25 protein-coding genes are annotated in these 17,800 nt (G+C 67.8%); 18 read left to right on the forward strand and 7 right to left on the reverse strand.

Annotated features, from left to right (window positions below):
* The first annotated feature begins 1 nt into the window (after nt 1).
* From JNK84_RS00395 to JNK84_RS00420, 6 genes are all read left to right on the forward strand, one after another.
* Complete coding sequence (locus tag JNK84_RS00395) at nt 2–985, forward strand: NAD(P)H-dependent flavin oxidoreductase (RefSeq protein ID WP_293419058.1); 984 nt, start codon at nt 2–4, stop codon at nt 983–985.
* Between the two features lie 74 nt (nt 986–1,059).
* Complete coding sequence (locus JNK84_RS00400; RefSeq protein WP_293419062.1) at nt 1,060–1,275, forward strand: DUF3126 family protein; 216 nt, start codon at nt 1,060–1,062, stop codon at nt 1,273–1,275.
* A 126-nt stretch (nt 1,276–1,401) separates the two neighbouring features.
* Entirely contained in the window at nt 1,402–1,722 is a 321-nt protein-coding gene (locus JNK84_RS00405) for a DUF6949 family protein (RefSeq protein WP_293419065.1), read from the forward strand.
* Between the two features lie 136 nt (nt 1,723–1,858).
* Complete coding sequence (locus tag JNK84_RS00410) at nt 1,859–2,368, forward strand: DUF1579 domain-containing protein (protein ID WP_293419068.1); 510 nt, start codon at nt 1,859–1,861, stop codon at nt 2,366–2,368.
* A gap of 76 nt (nt 2,369–2,444) precedes the next feature.
* Nucleotides 2,445–2,975 (forward strand): gamma carbonic anhydrase family protein, encoded by a 531-nt coding sequence (locus JNK84_RS00415; RefSeq protein ID WP_293419071.1) that lies wholly within the window; start codon nt 2,445–2,447, stop codon nt 2,973–2,975.
* A 4-nt stretch (nt 2,976–2,979) separates the two neighbouring features.
* Nucleotides 2,980–3,585 (forward strand): 2-hydroxychromene-2-carboxylate isomerase, encoded by a 606-nt coding sequence (locus JNK84_RS00420; RefSeq protein WP_293419074.1) that lies wholly within the window; start codon nt 2,980–2,982, stop codon nt 3,583–3,585.
* On the opposite strand, the gene JNK84_RS00425 is transcribed toward JNK84_RS00420, so the two are convergent.
* From JNK84_RS00425 to JNK84_RS00440, 4 genes are all read right to left on the reverse strand, one after another.
* The gene (locus JNK84_RS00425) at nt 3,578–3,808 is read right to left on the reverse strand and encodes a hypothetical protein (protein WP_293419077.1); all 231 of its coding nucleotides are present in this window, start codon (nt 3,806–3,808) and stop codon (nt 3,578–3,580) included. The genes JNK84_RS00420 and JNK84_RS00425 overlap by 8 nt on opposite strands.
* Nucleotides 3,809–3,961: 153 nt before the next feature.
* Nucleotides 3,962–4,597 carry a transglutaminase-like cysteine peptidase gene (locus JNK84_RS00430; RefSeq protein WP_293419080.1) on the reverse strand — a complete coding sequence of 212 codons (636 nt, stop codon included), beginning with the start codon at nt 4,595–4,597 and terminating at the stop codon, nt 3,962–3,964.
* Between the two features lie 362 nt (nt 4,598–4,959).
* Nucleotides 4,960–5,619 (reverse strand): PilZ domain-containing protein, encoded by a 660-nt coding sequence (locus JNK84_RS00435; protein ID WP_293419083.1) that lies wholly within the window; start codon nt 5,617–5,619, stop codon nt 4,960–4,962.
* Nucleotides 5,620–5,705: 86 nt separating this feature from the next.
* Nucleotides 5,706–6,299: a PAS domain-containing protein gene (locus JNK84_RS00440; protein WP_293419086.1), complete on the reverse strand. Its 594-nt coding sequence runs from the start codon at nt 6,297–6,299 to the stop codon at nt 5,706–5,708.
* 481 nt (nt 6,300–6,780) lie between these two features.
* Between JNK84_RS00440 and JNK84_RS00445 the strand changes: the two genes are divergently transcribed.
* Nucleotides 6,781–7,515 carry a rhomboid family intramembrane serine protease gene (locus tag JNK84_RS00445; RefSeq protein ID WP_293419089.1) on the forward strand — a complete coding sequence of 245 codons (735 nt, stop codon included), beginning with the start codon at nt 6,781–6,783 and terminating at the stop codon, nt 7,513–7,515.
* 144 nt (nt 7,516–7,659) lie between these two features.
* A complete protein-coding gene (locus tag JNK84_RS00450) occupies nt 7,660–8,091 on the forward strand; it encodes a CBS domain-containing protein (RefSeq protein ID WP_293419092.1) in 432 nt (143 codons plus the stop codon).
* 24 nt (nt 8,092–8,115) lie between these two features.
* Here the strand turns inward: JNK84_RS00450 and JNK84_RS00455 are convergent, their stop codons facing one another.
* Entirely contained in the window at nt 8,116–9,192 is a 1,077-nt protein-coding gene (locus JNK84_RS00455) for a patatin-like phospholipase family protein (RefSeq protein WP_293419095.1), read from the reverse strand.
* A 4-nt stretch (nt 9,193–9,196) separates the two neighbouring features.
* Nucleotides 9,197–9,649 (reverse strand): phosphoribosyl-AMP cyclohydrolase, encoded by a 453-nt coding sequence (gene hisI / locus JNK84_RS00460; RefSeq protein ID WP_293419098.1) that lies wholly within the window; start codon nt 9,647–9,649, stop codon nt 9,197–9,199.
* 166 nt (nt 9,650–9,815) lie between these two features.
* On the opposite strand from hisI, the gene JNK84_RS00465 reads away from it, so the two are divergent.
* The 9 genes from JNK84_RS00465 (at nt 9,816) to JNK84_RS00505 (ending at nt 16,566) form a co-directional block, all read left to right on the forward strand.
* On the forward strand, nt 9,816–10,166 hold the full coding sequence (locus JNK84_RS00465; protein WP_293419101.1) for a hypothetical protein: 351 nt from the start codon (nt 9,816–9,818) through the stop codon (nt 10,164–10,166).
* Nucleotides 10,167–10,236: 70 nt separating this feature from the next.
* The gene (gene gatC, locus JNK84_RS00470) at nt 10,237–10,524 is read left to right on the forward strand and encodes an Asp-tRNA(Asn)/Glu-tRNA(Gln) amidotransferase subunit GatC (RefSeq protein WP_293419104.1); all 288 of its coding nucleotides are present in this window, start codon (nt 10,237–10,239) and stop codon (nt 10,522–10,524) included.
* 5 nt (nt 10,525–10,529) lie between these two features.
* Nucleotides 10,530–12,023 carry an Asp-tRNA(Asn)/Glu-tRNA(Gln) amidotransferase subunit GatA gene (gene gatA / locus JNK84_RS00475; protein ID WP_293419108.1) on the forward strand — a complete coding sequence of 498 codons (1,494 nt, stop codon included), beginning with the start codon at nt 10,530–10,532 and terminating at the stop codon, nt 12,021–12,023.
* An 8-nt stretch (nt 12,024–12,031) separates the two neighbouring features.
* Nucleotides 12,032–12,244, forward strand: coding sequence for a hypothetical protein (locus JNK84_RS00480; RefSeq protein ID WP_293419111.1), 213 nt, complete (start codon nt 12,032–12,034; stop codon nt 12,242–12,244).
* A 245-nt stretch (nt 12,245–12,489) separates the two neighbouring features.
* Entirely contained in the window at nt 12,490–13,029 is a 540-nt protein-coding gene (locus tag JNK84_RS00485; protein ID WP_293419114.1) for a sigma-70 family RNA polymerase sigma factor, read from the forward strand.
* A complete protein-coding gene (locus JNK84_RS00490) occupies nt 13,026–13,730 on the forward strand; it encodes an anti-sigma factor (protein WP_293419117.1) in 705 nt (234 codons plus the stop codon). Before JNK84_RS00485 ends, JNK84_RS00490 begins: the two co-directional genes overlap by 4 nt.
* A gap of 95 nt (nt 13,731–13,825) precedes the next feature.
* Nucleotides 13,826–15,313: an Asp-tRNA(Asn)/Glu-tRNA(Gln) amidotransferase subunit GatB gene (gatB, locus tag JNK84_RS00495; RefSeq protein WP_293419120.1), complete on the forward strand. Its 1,488-nt coding sequence runs from the start codon at nt 13,826–13,828 to the stop codon at nt 15,311–15,313.
* Between the two features lie 147 nt (nt 15,314–15,460).
* On the forward strand, nt 15,461–16,096 hold the full coding sequence (locus JNK84_RS00500; RefSeq protein WP_293419123.1) for a glutathione S-transferase family protein: 636 nt from the start codon (nt 15,461–15,463) through the stop codon (nt 16,094–16,096).
* Complete coding sequence (locus tag JNK84_RS00505; protein WP_293419200.1) at nt 16,096–16,566, forward strand: GNAT family N-acetyltransferase; 471 nt, start codon at nt 16,096–16,098, stop codon at nt 16,564–16,566. The genes JNK84_RS00500 and JNK84_RS00505 overlap by 1 nt, the downstream gene beginning before the upstream one ends.
* Before the next feature lie 6 nt (nt 16,567–16,572).
* On the opposite strand, the gene JNK84_RS00510 is transcribed toward JNK84_RS00505, so the two are convergent.
* Nucleotides 16,573–16,872: a hypothetical protein gene (locus tag JNK84_RS00510; RefSeq protein WP_293419125.1), complete on the reverse strand. Its 300-nt coding sequence runs from the start codon at nt 16,870–16,872 to the stop codon at nt 16,573–16,575.
* Nucleotides 16,873–17,098: 226 nt separating this feature from the next.
* On the opposite strand from JNK84_RS00510, the gene JNK84_RS00515 reads away from it, so the two are divergent.
* The gene (locus JNK84_RS00515; protein WP_293419128.1) at nt 17,099–17,800 is read left to right on the forward strand and encodes a glutathione binding-like protein; all 702 of its coding nucleotides are present in this window, start codon (nt 17,099–17,101) and stop codon (nt 17,798–17,800) included.

The raw sequence follows: 17,800 nt of genomic DNA on the forward strand, positions 1-17,800 counted from the left end.
AATGGCAATCAGGACCGTGCTTACCGAGCGCTTCGGGTTGACCTGGCCCATCGTGCTGGCGCCCATGGCCTTCGTCAGCGGCGGCGCGCTGGCGCGGGCGGTGACGGCGGCAGGTGGGCTCGGCTTCGTCGGCGGCGGCTATGGCGACAGGGATTGGCTCGCCCGCGAACTCGCGGCCGCCGGCAACGGCCCGGTCGGGGTTGGCTTCATCACCTGGTCGCTCGCCCGAAATCCCGATCTCCTGGCGCTCGCGCTTGATCATGCGCCGCGCGCAGTCTTTCTCTCATTCGGCGACGTCAGGCCCTTCGCCGCCCGCGTGAAGCGACAGGGCGTGCCGCTGATCGCGCAGGTGCAATCGGTGGAGATGGCGAAGGCGGCGGCCGGCGAGGGCGCCGACTTCATCGTGGCACAGGGCACGGAGGCCGGCGGCCATGGTGCCGCGCGGGCGACCTTGCCGCTCGTCCCGGCGGTCGTCGACGCTGTCGGCCGGGTTCCGGTTCTGGCCGCTGGCGGCATCGCTGATGGCCGGGGCCTTGCCGCCGCGCTGATGCTGGGCGCTGTCGGCGTCGTCTGCGGGACCGCCTTCTACGTGGCCGAGGAATCGCTGGCGGCTCCCGCGGCCAAGGCGGCGGCGGTGGAGGCCGGCGGCGGCGAAACCGGGCGCAGCTCCGTCTACGATACCGTCCGCGGGTTCGACTGGCCGGCCCCCTTCGATATCCGGCTGGTCGAGAACCCCTTCATCAGCCGCTGGAAGCGGGACGGCGAGGGGCTCGGGCGCAACCTCCTGACAGAGCGGGCGCGCTACGACCGGGCCCTCGTGGAAAGCGACCTCAGCGTCGCGGCTGTCATAGTCGGCGAGGCCGTCGATTTGGTTCGGGCCGTCGAGCCGGCGGCCGACATCCTCGCGCGCATGGGGCAGGGAGCGGAGGTCTTGCTTTCCGGCGCCGGGGCGTTGGTCGGGCAAGCCCCTGGTCGCGCCACCTGACGTGCTCGGCCTTTGACTTGTAGCCCCCGGCCGTGGCACACGGCCCGCTCACCGACAGGATTTGGAGACGGGCCGTGGACAGGACCGAGATCACGAAGCTGCAGGACTATCTGCGCCGCAAGTTCGGCAACGACACCATCAAGCTGCAGCCCAACATGCGGCGCAAGGAAATGGTCGAGGTGATGATCGGCGACGAGCAGATCGGCACGCTCTACAAGGACGTGGACGAGGGCGAGACCTCCTACACGGTGACCATTTCGATCCTCGACATCGACCTCGACGAGGCCTGAGGCGAGCGGCCGGGCGTTAACCGCTTCTTAAGGAAATCCGCCCGGGCCCTTAACAGAACCTTACCGACGCGCTACCGATTGGGACGTCGCCCTGTGGCTTACGTTCCGTCAGTCGAGTACCGCGTCATGTCCGCGCAAAGCCTGCAGCTCTTCCATTCGCTCGCCCTCGGTTTCGCCGTTTCCGGACTGCTCGTGGCGCTCTACCGGACGCTCGCCGACAAGCCCGCGAGTTTCCGTCTGCTGCAGGCCGGCGGCTTCGGCGCGGTGCTGGCCGTGCCGTTCCTCGCCTTCGCGGCCCCCGCGATCATCGTGCGCAACACGATCCGCGGTCGCCGCATCGAGAACCGGCGGTTCGAATTCGTCTTCCTCGCCACCACGCTGGCGCTGTTCTGGAGCCTGATGTCCGGCCGTGTCGTGACGATGGTTGCCCGCTCGTTCGGGCTTTAGGCCGCTCTCGCTCTTTCTTCACGCGAACCGGTACCCACTTCGCTTGAAAGCGCTTTGGCAGCCAGCGAAACGCCCCTGACATCCCCTGTCAGCGGAGCGGGCGCAGACTGACCCCGTCACTCACGGGGAAGCTCCCATGCCGATCAGCGCCGCCCATCTCGACGCCCGCACCGCGACCCGCGACGGCCGGCACGATTTTGATTTCCTGCTGGGCGCCTGGACGGTGCGGCATCGCCGCCTCAGGACACGGCTCGCCGGTGACACGATCTGGGACGATTTCGACGGCACCTGCGCCGCGTTGCCGGTTCTGGGGGGCTTGGGCAATCTCGACGACAACCTCCTGAATCTGCCGGACGGCGCCTATCGCGCGGTGACGCTGCGCGCCTACCATGTCGAGGAGCGCTGCTGGTCGATCTGGTGGCTGGACGCGCGCCGCACGGCGATCGACCCGCCGGTGCGCGGCGCGTTCGAGGACGGTGTCGGCGTGTTCCATGGCGATGACGAACTGGGCGGGCGGCCGGTGAGGGTGCGTTTCGTCTGGACGGACATCACCCCGCATTCGGCGCGGTGGGAGCAGGCCTTCTCGGGCGACGGTGGCGCGACCTGGGAGGTCAACTGGATCATGGATTTCCGGCGCGCGGCCTGACGGCAGGCCCGGCGTTCCGCCGGCTTCTCACGGGATAGCCGGCGTGGCATAGCTCGCGGGCGAGCGGAGGAAACCCATGCCCATCTATGCGATCGACGGCATCAAGCCGGTCCTGCCTGCCGAAGACCGTTACTTCGTCGCGCCCGACGCCCATGTGATCGGCAACGTTCGCCTCGGCGCGGATGTCGGCATCTGGTTCGGCGCGGTGATCCGCGGCGACAACGAACCGATCGAGATCGGCGAGCGCACCAACATTCAGGAAATGTGCATGCTGCACACCGATCCCGGCGCGCCGATGACCATCGGCGCGGATTGCACGATCGGCCACAAGGTGATCCTGCACGGCTGCGTCATCGGGTCATCGACGCTGATCGGCATGGGCTCGACCATCCTCAACCGCGCGCGGATTGGCAATAACTGCCTCGTCGGCGCCAATTCGCTGGTCACCGAAGGCAAGGAGTTTCCGGACAATTCGCTGATCGTCGGCGCACCCGCCCGTGCGGTGCGGACGCTGGACGAGGCGGCCATCGCGCGCCTGAAGGTCTCGGCGGCGCACTACGTGCAGAACGCCTACCGGTTCAAGAAGGGCCTGACCCAGGTCGGGTGACGCCATGGCGATGCCGGTTGTCGACTTTCTCTACGAATTCGCCTCGACCTATTCCTATCCGGCGGCCATGCGGATCGAGGCGGTGGCGGAGGCGGCCGGTGTGGCGGTCCGCTGGCGGCCGTTCCTGCTCGGGCCGATCTTCGCGGAAGCGGGCTGGACGACCTCGCCGTTCAACCTCATTCCCGCCAAGGGGCGGAACATGTGGCGCGACCTCGAGCGGACCACGGCGGCCATGGGCCTGCCGTTCCGCCGGCCCGATCCGTTTCCGCAGAACAGCCTGCTGGCCGCCCGCATCGCGACGGCGCTTCCGGACGACGGCAGGCGCGCGGCCTTCTCGAAGGAGGTCTATCGCGCCGAGTTCGGCGAGGGTCTCGCGATTTCCGATCCCGAAGTGCTCGGCGCGATCCTCAAACGGTTGGGTATCGAGCCGGCTCCGCTCATCGTCGCGGCGGGTTCGGATCAGGTGAAGCAGGTGCTGCGCGCGACGACGGACGACGCCAAGGCGAAGGGCCTGTTCGGTGCGCCGAGCATCGTGACCGCCGATGGCGAACTGTTCTGGGGCAATGACCGCGTCGAGCAGGCGGTGGCGTGGGCGACAAAGCCTACTTGAGGCCTCCTGGTTTCAGGTGAGGATGCATCCTGCAAATCGGATTGATCATCTCGTCCAATATTTCCCCCATCACCCTGCCGATGGCTCGCTTTAGGGCCTTCTTTTCGTCATCGGTCTCGCAGATGCGCAGTCCCGCCGCGACCGCTTGGTCCATCTCAGCGCCCCACACCAGTGCCCGATCCATGAGAAATCGGGCGACATCCTCCGAGAACACCGGTGTCATCGGTCTGGCTCCTGCGTCGTCCTGAGCGGATCTATCCTCGCATCAAAAGGTGACGGCCGGCCCTCTTTCTGAGGTACCGGCCGTCTATCGCGAACCCGGTCTGGGGACGGGGAGGGGTGGGACGTGACCGAGGACGCGAATTCCTGAAATGCGTTATTGCGAGGCGACCGCGGCGGGAGCCGAGGCCGGGCCGATGGTGACCCAGCGGTCGGGGTCGGTCTCGGACTGGCGCTTCACGAAGCGGTAGCCGGTCTGGCTCCAGAGGCGAATCTCGTCCGTCTCGTTGTCCAGGACGTAGTCGCCACGGTCCGTGCGAACCGTGAGGATGGCGTGGCCGTCGCCCTTGCGGTCACGGACCACCGTGATGAGCAGGGCGCTGGCCGGAAAGCCGGCGCGGATCAGCATCTGCTTCTTCAGCAGCACGTAGTCCTCGCAGTCGCCGCGACCCGAAATGGGATAGGTCCAGTGCTCCTCGACGCCGTACTGGTCCATGTCGGTCACCGGCTCGATGGCGGTGTTCACATGGGCGTTGATGCGGGTGAGCGCGGCCCAGTTGGCGCGGTCCGAGCGGACGAGTTCGATCTGTGCCGGGCGTGCCTGGCAGTCGGCCGGAAAGTCCCGGCAGAACTGCCGCCAGCCGATCGGCGCCGATGTCGCGCCCATTTCCCCGAGAAAAGCTGCCTGGCGCTGCTGCGCCGAGGCCTCCGAAATCGGCAGCGAAACAAGGAGGCCGGCGACCAGCGCGCCTGCCACACCCCAGTTCGACCAGCCGGTCGCCCCACCCTGCATTGACGTGTCCCTCCGTCGATGGCTGGACACTGGCAGGCGGCTTTTGCGGCGCGCTGAAACCGATTGGTGAAAGGCGATGGATTTGGGTCAGGGTTCGTTCAGGTTGACGGCGCGTGGATTCACCACGGTGGATCGCGATCTGATTCAGCGAAATTGCGTAAGATGCTGAAATGGCGAGGCAATATTCCGTGTTGCGCCCGCGGCTGGTTGGCGCGGCGTTACCATCGGCGCGGCGGCGGCCGGCGATCCGTTAATGGCGGAACGGGGATTGTCGGGGGTGGTTTACCCGCGCTTCAGCACGTCGCGAGCCCGCAGCGGCCAAGGCTTTGGAGGATGGGTCGGAACTGGCCGCCGGGGGCTGGTCAGTTCGGGAACAGGACCGGCTCGGGATCGGCCTTCAGATCCGCGCCGAGCTCCTGGCCGAGCGCGATGATCGTCTCGATCGGCTGCTGGCGGGAGAATTCCACCGCCACGCCCTTGTCGAGAATGCGCACGACGCGCGCCATGGTCCGTGAGATCTGCACGATATCGCCGGGCTTGAGATCCTCGGCGCCGCCGATGGCCGCGCCCGACAGCGAGATGTCGAGGACACGCACCGGCACCTTCTCGCCGACCGGCGTGGTGATGGTGGTGAAGGGATTGCGCGGAATGACGCGCTCGTGCCGCCGGTCCTCCGGCAGGCCGAGGATCTGGCGGTTGGCGAGCCAGGTGAGCTGGTCCGCCAGTTTGTCGCGCTTCCTGAGCGAGGCCTCGATGGTCATCGAGAAGCCGGTATCGTTGACGCGGACGATCATGCCCTCGATACGGCCGATATGGTCGAGATAGGCGATGACGCGCTCGCCGAGCTTGCCGACGACGGGCGCGACGATGGCCGCGCCGCCGGGAGACATGTCCACGACCTGACAGGGAAACTCGCGCCGGTCGGAGAGCATGAAGCGGCCAAGCACGTCCACCCGCACGCGCTGAAAGCGGCGATTTTCTTCCGACGAGGGCGCGGACAGGATTTTCGCTAGCGCTGACATGTTCGGCAAAATTCGAGCATCGACCTGCCGAAGATTAAGGAAGGGGCGTTAACGTGTCGTTGCCATTACCGGAATCTATCGCACGATCAAGCGGCATTCCCGCCCTGGATCAGCCGCAGGGCCGGACGGCTATCGAGAACGACGGTCGCTGGAGCGATGGCGGGGACGATTGCGGGCGCCGGCTGCCAGCTTGGCCAGAGGAGGCGGGCGCTGCCGAGCGACAGGGCGACGATCTGGTCGCGGCCCATCCAGTAGGGCTGCTCGGCGGCGGACAGGCAACCGATCATGCGCGCGCCCAGGCGCGCGCGGTGGACCAGCGGCAGCACCACGGCCTCGAGAGCGACGGTGCGCCCCTCGGCGGTCGCCCCGAACAGGGACATGATGAGGCCGGCCTGCGCGGCATGGGCGTCGGACAGCGTGCGCGCGACCTGGCGGCGATCGTCGGCCCCGAGGCCGGCGAGGAAATCCGCACCCTTCATGTCGCGAGCGAAGGTCTGACAGATGCGCGAGCCGGCGAGGCGATAGAAGATCTGGCCCGTGGCGTCGCGCTCCAGAATGAAGGTGTCGGCGAGCACGGGCGCGATCTCGCGCGGCTCGATCTCCGCGCGATCCGGGGCCGGGCGGCCGGCGCGCAGGCTGTTCCAGTAGGCGAAGAGCGTGCGGCTTTCGGTGTGATGCATGGCGACCCTCGTCTGTGCCGGTTCGGGACAGGGATGGGCTGTCCGGGCGACCTGGGGAGAGGCTCAGCACCGGGCGTGCCATGACGGCCGGCGCGGGGCAGGGTTAACGACCGGTGACCGGGGTAAGGTTAAGAGAGGGTTTCGATTGCGGCGCCGCGGCCGGCGTGGTTCTTCGGGGGCGTTCCACGAATTCGGACCGGCGGTGTCGACTCCGCCTCCGGGCCGCTCAACTTCAAGGGCTACTTTCTCCGGGGACAGGAGGAGAGGGAGACGTGACAAACAGGACCGGTTCGCCGGTTCTGACGCTCCAGCCGGGGAGGGATCGCAAGATCTCTCCCCTTTTTTTGTCCGCGCGCCTGTTCGGGCCCCGTTTTCCCGTGCATTCGGTCCTGCAGGGCAGCGCAGCGCTGCCGCCGACCTCGACTCCGCGCCATGGCTCGGCCTAGACAGGGCCTCCCGCCGGAGAAAGCGCATCCACACCGTGTCCGACCGCGAACCGATCCTCAACATTCCCGGCGTGGTCTCGGCGCTGACGGGCGCGATGATCCTGATCCACGCGGCACGCGACTGGCTGATCGGCGAGGATGCCGACCGGCAGGTGCTGTTGACCTTCGCCTTCATCCCCGCGCGGTTCGAGCGGTCGCTGGCGGCGTCATGGGGGTTTCCGGGCGGCGTCGGCGGCGATGTCTGGACCTTCGTGACCTATGCCTTCCTCCACGCGGACTGGACGCATCTCGGCGTCAACGTGCTGTGGTTCCTCGTCTTCGGCTCGGCGGTGGCGCGCCGTTTCGGCACGCTGCGCAGCCTGCTGTTCTTTGCCGCGACTTCGGCCGCGGGGGCTCTTGCTCATCTCGCCGCCGTCGGCACCGCCTTCGTGCCGGTGATCGGCGCGTCCGCCGCCGTCTCGGGGTTCACGGCTGCGGCGCTGCGCTTCGTATTCCAGATGGGCGGGCCGCTCGGCGCCATGCGCGCCAGCACGGAGGATGCCTATCGCCAGCCGGCGCTCAGCCTTGCCGAGATGGTCCGCAACGGGCCGATCATGGGCATGACGGCGGTGTGGATCGCGCTCAACGTGGCTTTCGGTGCCATCAACCTGCCAATGCCGGGTTTCGAGGGACAGATCGCCTGGCAGGCCCATCTCGGCGGTTTTGCCGCAGGGCTCCTGCTGTTCCGCCTGTTCGATCCCGTGCCCGCCGGCTCCATCACCGCGCGATAGGACAAGTCCTGCTGCATTTGCCGGTCGGGGGGTCTTGTCAGCGAAGCCAAACGTTGGAAATACTTGCCTTCCGGGAGACCGGGCAGGCTTGACGTGGGCGTGTCGGCTCGGAGCGCGTCCACCATGCAACCGGAGGCGCGCGCGATGAACGTGAAGAGCATTCTGGACATCAAGGGCAGGGCGGTCGACACGATCGCCGCCGACGCGTCGCTTGCCGATGCGGCGCACATGCTCGCGGACAAGAGGATCGGTGCCGTCGTGGTGACGGGAACAGGCTACGGCGTCGCCGGCATCCTGTCCGAGCGCGACATCGTCCGTCAGGTGTCGGAGCGCGGCGCGGCGGCGCTCGACCGGACGGTCGGCGAAACCATGACGACGAAGGTGGTGACCTGCACGGAAGCCGATTCCATCGGCCAACTGATGGAGCGCATGACGTCGGGCAAGTTTCGCCACCTGCCGGTGGTCGAGGGCGGCCGACTGGTCGGCATCGTCTCGATCGGCGACGTGGTGAAGTGGCGGCTCGCGGAAATCGAGAACGAGCACGAGGCGCTCAAGGGCTACATCATGAACTCCTGACGCCGGAAGCGTCGGGAGGGGGCGTCAGGCGACGGCCTTCATCGCCTCGGCGATGTCCGGTAGCAGGCGCTCGGTCGCTTCCTCGCCGAGGGCGATGGCGTCGGCCGCGCGGTGGAACTCGAACAGGCCGAGGCGCGACAGGCGCGGGCCGATCAGCACATTCGGCGGGTCGCCGGCAAGGCGCGTGCGCGCGATCCGCTCCTGGCTGGCGTTGAAGGCCTTGGCCATGACCGTCGGGATGCCCGGTGAGCGGGCGATGGCGATGCGCGGATCGATGGCGCCGATCTGAGGCAGGTCGTCCAGCGTTGGCCGCCGCAGCGCGCGGCCCAGCCCCCGGCCGAGGCCCCTGCCGATGCCCCGCCCGATACCCTTGCCGAGATTGACCACGGCCCTGACGCGCGGCCGGCGCTCGACCAGCGGCATTTCCTCGTCTTCCGGGCTGGTGCCATGGTCCTGGATGACCGTGGCGCGGCCGAGCGCGTCGGCGTTGAGGCTGACCGCGATCACCATGCGCGCGCCGAGGGCGCGGGTGACGGAGACGGGCACGGGGTTGGACAGGGCGCCGTCCATCAGCCAGCGGCCACCAATGCGCACGGGCGGCAGGATGCCGGGGAGGGCATAGGAGGCGCGCAGCGCGGTCATCAGCCGGCCGCGCGTGAGCCAGATCTCATGGCCGGTGCCGATCTCTGTCGCGATCGCCGCAAAGGCGATGGGGAGATCCTCGATACGGGTCTCGCCGACCTCGCGCTCAAGAAGCTGCGCGACCCGCGAGCCGCCCATCAGTCCGCCGCCGGAGATGGCGATATCGACCAGCGAGATGACGTCGCGGCGCTTCAGGGACAGGGCCCAGTCTGCCAGCGTGTCGAAGCGGCCGGCGGCATAGAGGCCGCCGACCAGCGCTCCGATCGAGGTGCCGGCGATGATGTCGGGCTCGTAGCCGGCACGGACCAGCGCCCGGAGCACGCCGATATGGGCAAGGCCACGCGCGGCGCCGCCGCCCAGCGCGAGACCGATCGTCGGGCGTGGCGGCGGGGCCGGTTCCGGCTTCTCGCCTTCAGCAATGTCCGGTTCCGCGGCGCGCCGGCGCTTCAGCCTCAGCATGGGGCTAGCCGAAAGCCGGACGCAGCCGCTCGGCGTCGCGCGGCTCCAGCCTGACGTTGCCCGGCGCGCTGCCGGTGGGGATCGCGCGGTAGAAACAGGTCTTCCGGCCGGTATGGCAGGAGCCGCCATCGCCGCCGACCTTCACCTTCAGCCAGACGGCGTCCTGGTCGCAATCGATGCGCATCTCCACCACGGTCTGGATCTGACCGGATGTGTCGCCCTTGTGCCAGAGCGCCTTGCGGGAGCGCGACCAGTAGTGCGCCTCGCCGGTCTCGACGGTTTTCCACAGGGCCTCGGAATTCATGTGGGCAACCATCAGAAGGTCCCCCGTCTCCGCATCGCTGGTGACCGCCGTGATCAGGCCATCGGCGCCGAAGCGCGGCGACAGGATGTCGCCTTCCTCAAGGTCCGCCTTGGTTCCGGGAGAAGGGAAGCTCGGGGGGCATTCGGCGCACATGGCGGCTTTCCTGACATCGGCGTGTCAAGCCTTCTACAGCGCGCCGCTGGCGAAGCCAAAGGGCGGAAGTGCCCCGCCACCTCCGCGTCAAGGTTAACGAAACCTTCCGCTCGTCCGGCCCCTGGCCGGCGCGGTAGTCATGCTTCTCCACCTGTCCGGAGGCCCCATGAGCGACGCGACCGACAGCCGCCAGCGCGACTTCTTCGCAGCCTCGGCCGTGGCCGACCAGACCGAGCTCAAGGCCCATGCGGCGCTCTATGCCGCGCGGGAGGCCGCGTCCTCGCCCGCCGCCCCGGAGCCGGAGGTCGTGACGGCTCGTCCCCGTGTCATCCGGCAGGGCGGCGCGGCGGCGGTGAGAACCGTCCGCGAGCGGCTGGTGGCCGAGCACCGGGCCGTGGTGGTGGAGGCCGGCCCGCGCTTCGGCGGGGGCATTCCGAAATCGTCGATCCTGAAGATCAGGCTCTCGGACCTGCCGAAACTGCTCCAGCCCGGCCGCGACACCGACCGGCTCACCTGATCCGGTTGCGGCGCAAAAGCGGCGGATGCTATGAGGCCCGGTCCAGTTTTCTTGTCCGGGTGATTTCCGCATGTCCGTCGATCAGGCGACCGTCCGGCGCATCGCGCATCTCGCGCGCATCGCCGTGACCGAGGAGGAGGTGCCCCACCTCCAGGGCGAGCTCAACGCGATCCTTGCCTTCGTCGAGCAGCTCAACGAGGTCGACGTGTCAGGCGTCGAGCCGATGACCTCGGTCACGCCAATGGCGATGAAGAAGCGCCAGGACGTGGTGAGCGATGGCGGCATTGCCGACGACGTCGTCGCCAATGCGCCCCAGCACGAGGGCCATTTCTTCGCCGTTCCCAAGGTCGTGGAGTGACCGCCATGACCAAGTCCGCATCCGACCTGACGACCCTGACCATCGCCGAGGCCCACGAGGGCCTGACGAAGAAGTCTTTCTCGGCCACCGATCTCGCCAAATCCTATCTCGCGGCCATGGAGAAGGGTCGCAAGCTCAACGCCTATGTACTGGAGACGCCGGAGAAGGCGCTGGCCATGGCCGCGGCGTCCGATGCGCGCATTGCGAAGGGCGAGATCGGCCCGCTGGAGGGCATTCCGATCGGGGTCAAGGACCTGTTCTGCACCAAGGGCACGCGGACCACGGCCTGCTCGAACATTCTCGGCAATTTCGTGCCGCCCTACGAGTCGACGGTGACGTCGAACCTCTGGCGCGACGGCGCGGTGATGCTCGGCAAGCTCAACAACGACGAGTTCGCCATGGGCTCGTCCAACGAGACCAGCTGCTTCCCCGGCCCGATCAACCCGTGGCGGCGCGACGGCGACAACAAGGCGCTGGTGCCCGGCGGTTCGTCCGGCGGCTCGTCCGCGGCGGTCGCGGCGATGCTCTGCGCCGGCGCGACGGCAACGGATACCGGCGGCTCGATCCGCCAGCCGGCGGCGCTCACCGGCACGGTCGGCATCAAGCCGACCTATGGCCGTGTTTCCCGCTGGGGCATCGTCGCCTTCGCCTCGTCGTTGGATCAGGCCGGCCCGATCGCGCGCGACGTGAAGGATGCGGCCATGCTGCTGCGCTCTTTCGCCGGCCCGGATGCCAAGGACACGACCTGCGTCGACCGGCCGGTACCGGATTATGTCGCGGCGGTCGGCAAGTCGGTGCGCGACATGACCATCGGCATCCCGAAGGAATACCGGATCGAGGGCATGCCGCCCGAGATCCAGAAGCTCTGGGACGACGGCGCGCGGATCCTGAAGGAGGCCGGCGCCAATATCGTCGAGATCTCGCTGCCGCATACGAAATATGCCCTGCCGGCCTATTACATCGTCGCGCCGGCCGAGGCCTCCTCCAACCTCGCTCGCTATGACGGCGTGCGCTACGGCCTGCGCGAACCCGGCAAGGACATCGTCGACCTCTACGAGAAGACCCGCGCCAAGGGCTTCGGCAAGGAGGTCAAGCGGCGCATCATGATCGGCACCTATGTGCTCTCCGCCGGCTATTACGACGCCTATTACGTGCGGGCGCAGAAGCTGCGGACGCTGATCAAGCAGGATTTCGAGCAGGCCTATGCCTCGGGCGTCGATGCGATCCTGACGCCCTCGACGCCGTCGGCCGCCTTCGGCATCGGCGAGAAGGGCTCGGCCGACCCGGTCGAGATGTACCTGCAGGACGTATTCACGGTGACCGTGAACATGGCGGGCCTGCCGGGCATCGCCGTGCCTGCCGGGCTCGACCCGCAGGGCCTGCCGCTCGGGCTCCAGCTCATCGGCCGCGCCTTCGACGAGGAGACGCTGTTCTCGCTGGCCAGCGTCATCGAGACGGAGAAGGGCCGCTTCCCCGTCACCGAGCGCTGGTGGGGGTAAGAAGCGCCATGCTGGTCTCCCGCGCCGTCGCCATTGCGTGCCTGACGGTGTTCGGGTGGCTGCTCTGGGCGCTGACCATGCTGCTGGTCGTCTACATCGCCATGGGCTGGCGGTCGGGCGATCCGAATTTCAAGCTCACCTATCTCGCCGTGATGGCCGCCGGCGCTTTCGCCGGCGGGTTCCTCTGCCGCCACCTCGCGCGGCGGATCGAGGGCCTCTGAGCCAGAAGCGACCCTCGCATTCGCGCGAGGGCCGTCCCCGGAGCCGGTACGCGACGGGAGGCGCAGTCCTCCGGCCCCTGGGCGGAGGAGGCGTCCGCCCATGACCGATACCCGGGGGTGCGACCATTCGGACGCAGCAACGTCGTGCATCTGTCGTATCGTCAGGCTTCGGCGCGTTCCGGCCTGCATCCAAACTCGCAACGGCCGGTGTAGTCGCGAAAGACAGCATGGTCTCGGGAGGCTCCATGGCAACTGTCGCCACCGATCTGAAGGACGCGCTGGCACGCTGCGGCCGGGGCGAGAAGGCGGCCCTGCGGGTGATCTACGAGTCCGAATGCCCGGCAATGATCGGAGTTGCGCTGCGCATCGTGAAGCGCCGCGAACTCGCCGAGGAGGTCGTGCAGGAGGCCTATGTGAAGATCTGGCGGAACGCCCACCGCTACGATCCCGAACTCGGGCCCCCGAAGGCGTGGCTCTATGCCATCGTCCGCAATCAGGCGCTTAACGTGCTGCGCGACGGCCGCCGCGAGGATCTCGTCGACGAGGTGCCCGAGGATCTGGGCTCGGCGGTCGAAGCCTATCAGGCGATCGAGCGCCTGCCGGATGCCAGCGCCCTCAGGCGCTGTCTCGACGGGCTGGAGCCGCGCCGGCGCGCCAGCCTGGTCATGGCCTATGTCGACGGCTTCTCCCACGGCGAGATCGCCGGCCGGCTGGCCGTGCCGCTCGGTACCGTGAAGGCGTGGATCAGACGGTCGCTCGTGGCGCTGAAGGAGTGCATGGGATGACGCACGACCTGATCGCGACGGCCGGGGAATATGTCGCCGGCCTGATGACACCGGAGGAGCTGGAAGCCTTCGAACGGCGGATCGCGACCGATGCCGAGGCGCGCCGGGCCGTTGCCGACTGGCGGGAGAAGCTGGTGGCGCTCGACGAGACGGCGACGCCGGCCGCACCGTCCGAGAGCCTCTGGCCGCGCATCGAGGCGGCGATCGGGAAGGTTCTGCCTGCCGCCGCCGATCGACAGAGCTGGCTGGGCAGGGTCTGGGCGGATGTGTCGGCGCTGCGCTTCGCGGCGCTGGCGGGCGCCGCGGCGGCGCTGCTGCTCGCTGTGGTGATAGTGACGCGGCCTTTCAGCACGGCGCCGCAGCCGGTGGTCGTCGCCGTGCTCAATGCCCCCAACACCAGCGACGCCGGCGCCATCGTCGAGGCCTATGCGGACGGGCGCATCCGCGTCGTGCCGTTGCGTGCCATTCCGGTGCCGGAAGGCCGCGTGCTGCAGGTCTGGACCCTGTGGGACCGGCAGGTCGGCCCGCGCTCGGTCGGCCTGATGCCGGTCGTGCGGCAGAGCGACTACCGCACGAGCGGCATGCCGCGCCCCGTCGACAGCCAGCTCTACGAGATCACGCTGGAGCCGACCGGCGGCTCGCCGACGGGGCGGCCGACCGGGCCGATCCTCTATGTCGGCCGGGGTTCGGCACCGCTGTGATGCAGGGGCAGGGCAGCCGTCGCCGGCGACCCGCCCTTGCCGTAGCGCCGCTCATTGGCTACCCAAGCCGATCCCATTCACGTCCGGGCCCGCCCATGACCGCTCATGCCAATCCGAAAAACCTCATCCCCGGCGCCACCGGCGACTGGGAGGTGGTGATCGGCCTCGAAATCCATGCGCAGGTGGCGTCCAACGCCAAGCTGTTCTCGGGGGCTGCGGTCGGCTTCGGCGCGCCGGAGAACAGCCAGGTCAGCCTCGTCGACGCGGCCATGCCCGGCATGCTGCCCGTCATCAATGAGGAATGCGTGCGGCAGGCGATCCGCACCGGCCTCGGTCTGAAGGCGAAGATCAACTATCGCTCGGTCTTCGACCGGAAGAACTATTTCTATCCGGACCTGCCGCAGGGCTACCAGATCAGCCAGTACAAGAGCCCGATCGTCGGCGAGGGCGAGGTGACGGTGGACCTGTCGCCGACCGAGAGCTTCACGGTCGGCATCGAGCGCCTGCACCTTGAACAGGATGCCGGCAAGTCGATCCACGATCAGAGCCCGACGCTGTCCTATATCGACCTGAATCGTTCGGGCACCGCGCTGATGGAGATCGTCTCCAAGCCGGACATGCGCTCGGCCGACGAGGCCAAGGCCTATGTCACCAAGCTGCGCACGATCCTGCGCTATCTCGGCACCTGCGACGGCGACATGGAGAAGGGCAACCTGCGCGCCGACGTCAACGTCTCCGTGCGCAAGCCGGGCGATGCCTTCGGGACGCGCTGCGAGATCAAGAACGTCAACTCGATCCGCTTCATCGGGCAGGCCATCGACTACGAGGCGCGCCGCCAGATCGGCATCATCGAGGACGGCGGCAAGATCAATCAGGAAACCCGCCTGTTCGACGCCGGCAAGGGCGAGACGCGCTCGATGCGCTCGAAGGAAGAAGCGCACGACTACCGCTATTTCCCCGACCCCGACCTCCTGCCGCTCGAATTCGACCAGGCCTATGTCGATGATCTCGCCGGGCATCTCTCCGAATTGCCGGACGCCAAGAAGGCAAGGCTGATCGCGCAGTACGGCCTCACCCCTTATGACGCCTCCATCCTCGTGCTGGAAAAGGAGAGCGCCGACTATTTCGAGGCCGTGGCAAGTCCTGCTGGAAAACCTGGCCGCGACGGCAAGCAGGCGGCGAACTGGGTTATCAACGAGCTGTTCGGCCGCCTGAACAAGGAAGGCCGCGACGTGACGGCCTCGCCGGTCGCGCCGGCGCAGATCGGCGGCATCATCGATCTGATCCAGGCCGGCACCATCTCCGGCAAGCTCGCCAAGGACCTGTTCGAGATCGTCTTCACCGAGGGCGGCGACCCCGCCGAGATCGTCGAAGCTCGTGGCATGAAGCAGGTCACCGACACCGGCGCCATCGAGAAGGTGATCGACGAGGTGATCGCGGCCAATCCCGACAAGGTCGAGCAGGCCAAGGCGAAGCCCACCATGCTCGGCTGGTTCGTTGGTCAGGTGATGAAGGCGTCCGGCGGCAAGGCCAATCCGGGCGCGGTCAACGAGATCCTCAAAGCCAAGCTCGGCATCGAATAGCCGCCACGCGACGGCCGGACCCGTCTCCCTGTCCGCGGAATGGCAGCAACGGCGTTTTCTCCCGTTGCGGCCATGGGGAACAATCGTCTTCCATGCGCCTCCGATATGAACGGACCATCCAGAGCGATGGCCCATGGGAGGACGACGATGGCGAAGCGTTTCACGCTCAATGGTTCCTGGGTCTCGGGGCCGACCTACAAGGTCGGCCTCATGCTGAGCCTCTGCGGCGAGGATTTCGCCTACAATTCCATCAATCTGCGCGCGATGGAGCACAAGTCGGACGCCTATCTGGCCAAAAACCGCTTCGGACAGGTGCCGGCGCTGGAAGACGGCAAGGCCGGCTTCTCGCTCTGCCAGTCGGCCTCGATCCTCGAATATCTCGCTGTCGAACTCGGCAAGTTCCAGGGCGACGGCAAGCTCGACCTGATCCGCGCCCGTGAATGGATGTTCTGGGACTTCGACCGCCTTGCGCCGCCGATCTACCGTTCGCGCGCCCAGCGCTTCGGCATCCGCAACTACAATCAGTCGACCATGGAGATGTATTTCGCCGACGGCACCGCCGGGCTCAAGGCCGTCGAGGGCGCGCTGGTCAATGCCGACTGGCTGGTCGGCCAGACCCCGACCATCGCCGATATCGATGTCTATGGCGTCGTCGCCTATGCGCCGCAGGCGGGCTTCGGGCTGGACGGCTATCCCGCCATTGCCGCGTGGATGAAGCGCATCGAGGCGCTGCCGGGCTTCGGACCTGTGACCAGCCTCCTGCCGCAGGCGAGCCGGCCGTGATGCGGACGGCCGTCGTTCGCCCCGCGACGGCGGCCGACGCGCCGCGCATCGCGGCGCTGATCGCCATGGGCCATGCCTCCGCGCCCATGGATGCGGAAGCGGCCGAGGCCGAGGGGCGTCATCCCGCCTATGCGGCCGCCTTCGCCCGCGTGGCAGCCTCCGGGGCGAACCACCTGTTTGTTGCCGAGCAGGCGGGCAGGGTCGTTGGCACCTATCAGCTCACCGCGCTGCCGGGGATCGCCGAGCGCGGTCGCACGCGCGGCAAGATCGAGAGCGTCCATGTCGATCCGGGGCTACGCGGCTCCGGCGTCGGCGCGGCGATGATGCGCCATGCCGTCGCCGAGGCGCGCGCTCTCGGCATCGGTCTCCTGGAACTGTCATCCAGCAAGAGCCGAAAGGACGCGCATCGTTTCTACGAGCGGCTTGGCTTCGCCCGAAGCCACGAAGGCTTCAAGATGGCGCTGGACTGACGGGTTTCAGCCGCGCGAGCGGCGGGCCCGGCATTCCGGCAGGAAGCTGCGCCAGGTCTTGCCCTGCGCCTGCAGGGCCGCCCTGTTGCCGCGCCATTCCGCGCCGCAGTCGCGCATCAGCTGGTCGTTGCGGAGCTGCGCCGCCGAGCGCGGCCGGCGCGTCGTGGTCGTGCCGGCGGCCGGCGTCGTCTGCGACGCGGATGCCGCCGAGCCGCTGCGTGCGCGCGTTTGCGTGGTCGACTGTGCCGCGGCAACGTCGATGGTGAGAACAAGTGCGGCGGCGGCCGCGAGCCAGTGCAGTTTCATGAGACGATCCTCCCTCGATCCGCGCGAATATCGCGCCCGGTTGCCGAACGGGCGATGAACGCCGGTGGGTTGCAGTCTGTCCCGTCCCCGCGCGCCTGCAAATGAGGCATTGCACGGATGGAAGGGCGGAGGGCTTGGCCACGCCGCCCGGCGTGCTAGCCTCCGGCTCCGCGACCCGCCGGCATCGAGGCTGTTCCGTCGCGGAAGGAACGTCCGGAGATCCTACATGTCGCAGCGCCCGATCGATCTGCACTACTGGCCGACGCCGAATGGCTGGAAGATCACGATCATGCTGGAGGAGTGCGGGCTGCCCTACAATGTGATCACCGTGAATATCGGCAAGGGCGACCAGTTCAAGCCGGACTTCCTGAAGATCGCGCCGAACAACCGCATGCCGGCCATCGTCGATCCCGACGGGCCGGGCGGCGAGCCGATCTCGGTCTTCGAGTCCGGCGCCATCCTCATGTATCTCGGCCGCAAGACCGGCCAGTTCTACCCGCAGGACGAGCGCAAGCGCGTCGCGGTCGAGGAATGGCTGATGTGGCAGATGGCCGGGTTCGGGCCCATGCTCGGCCAGACCCACCATTTCCGCATCTACGCGCCGGAAAAGCTCGACTATGCGATCAACCGCTACACCAACGAGGCGAACCGCCTCTACGGCGTGCTCAACCGCCGCCTCGAGGGGCGCGACTACATCTGCGACGACTACACGATCGCCGATATTGCCTGCATCGGCTGGGCCAAGGCCTGGGAGCGGCAGGGGCAGGACATCAACGATTTCCCGAATGTGAAAGCGTGGCTCGAGCGTATGCTCGCCCGTCCGGCCGTTCAGCGCGGTCTCGCGGTCAACAAGGCGGATCGCAATCCGAACCAGCTGCGCGACGATCCGGCCGCGCAGGCGGTATTGTTCGGGCAGAAGGCGCGCTGA

Source organism: Phreatobacter sp. (assembly GCF_016793595.1).
In the GTDB taxonomy this organism is placed as follows: Bacteria; Pseudomonadota; Alphaproteobacteria; order Rhizobiales; family Phreatobacteraceae; genus Phreatobacter.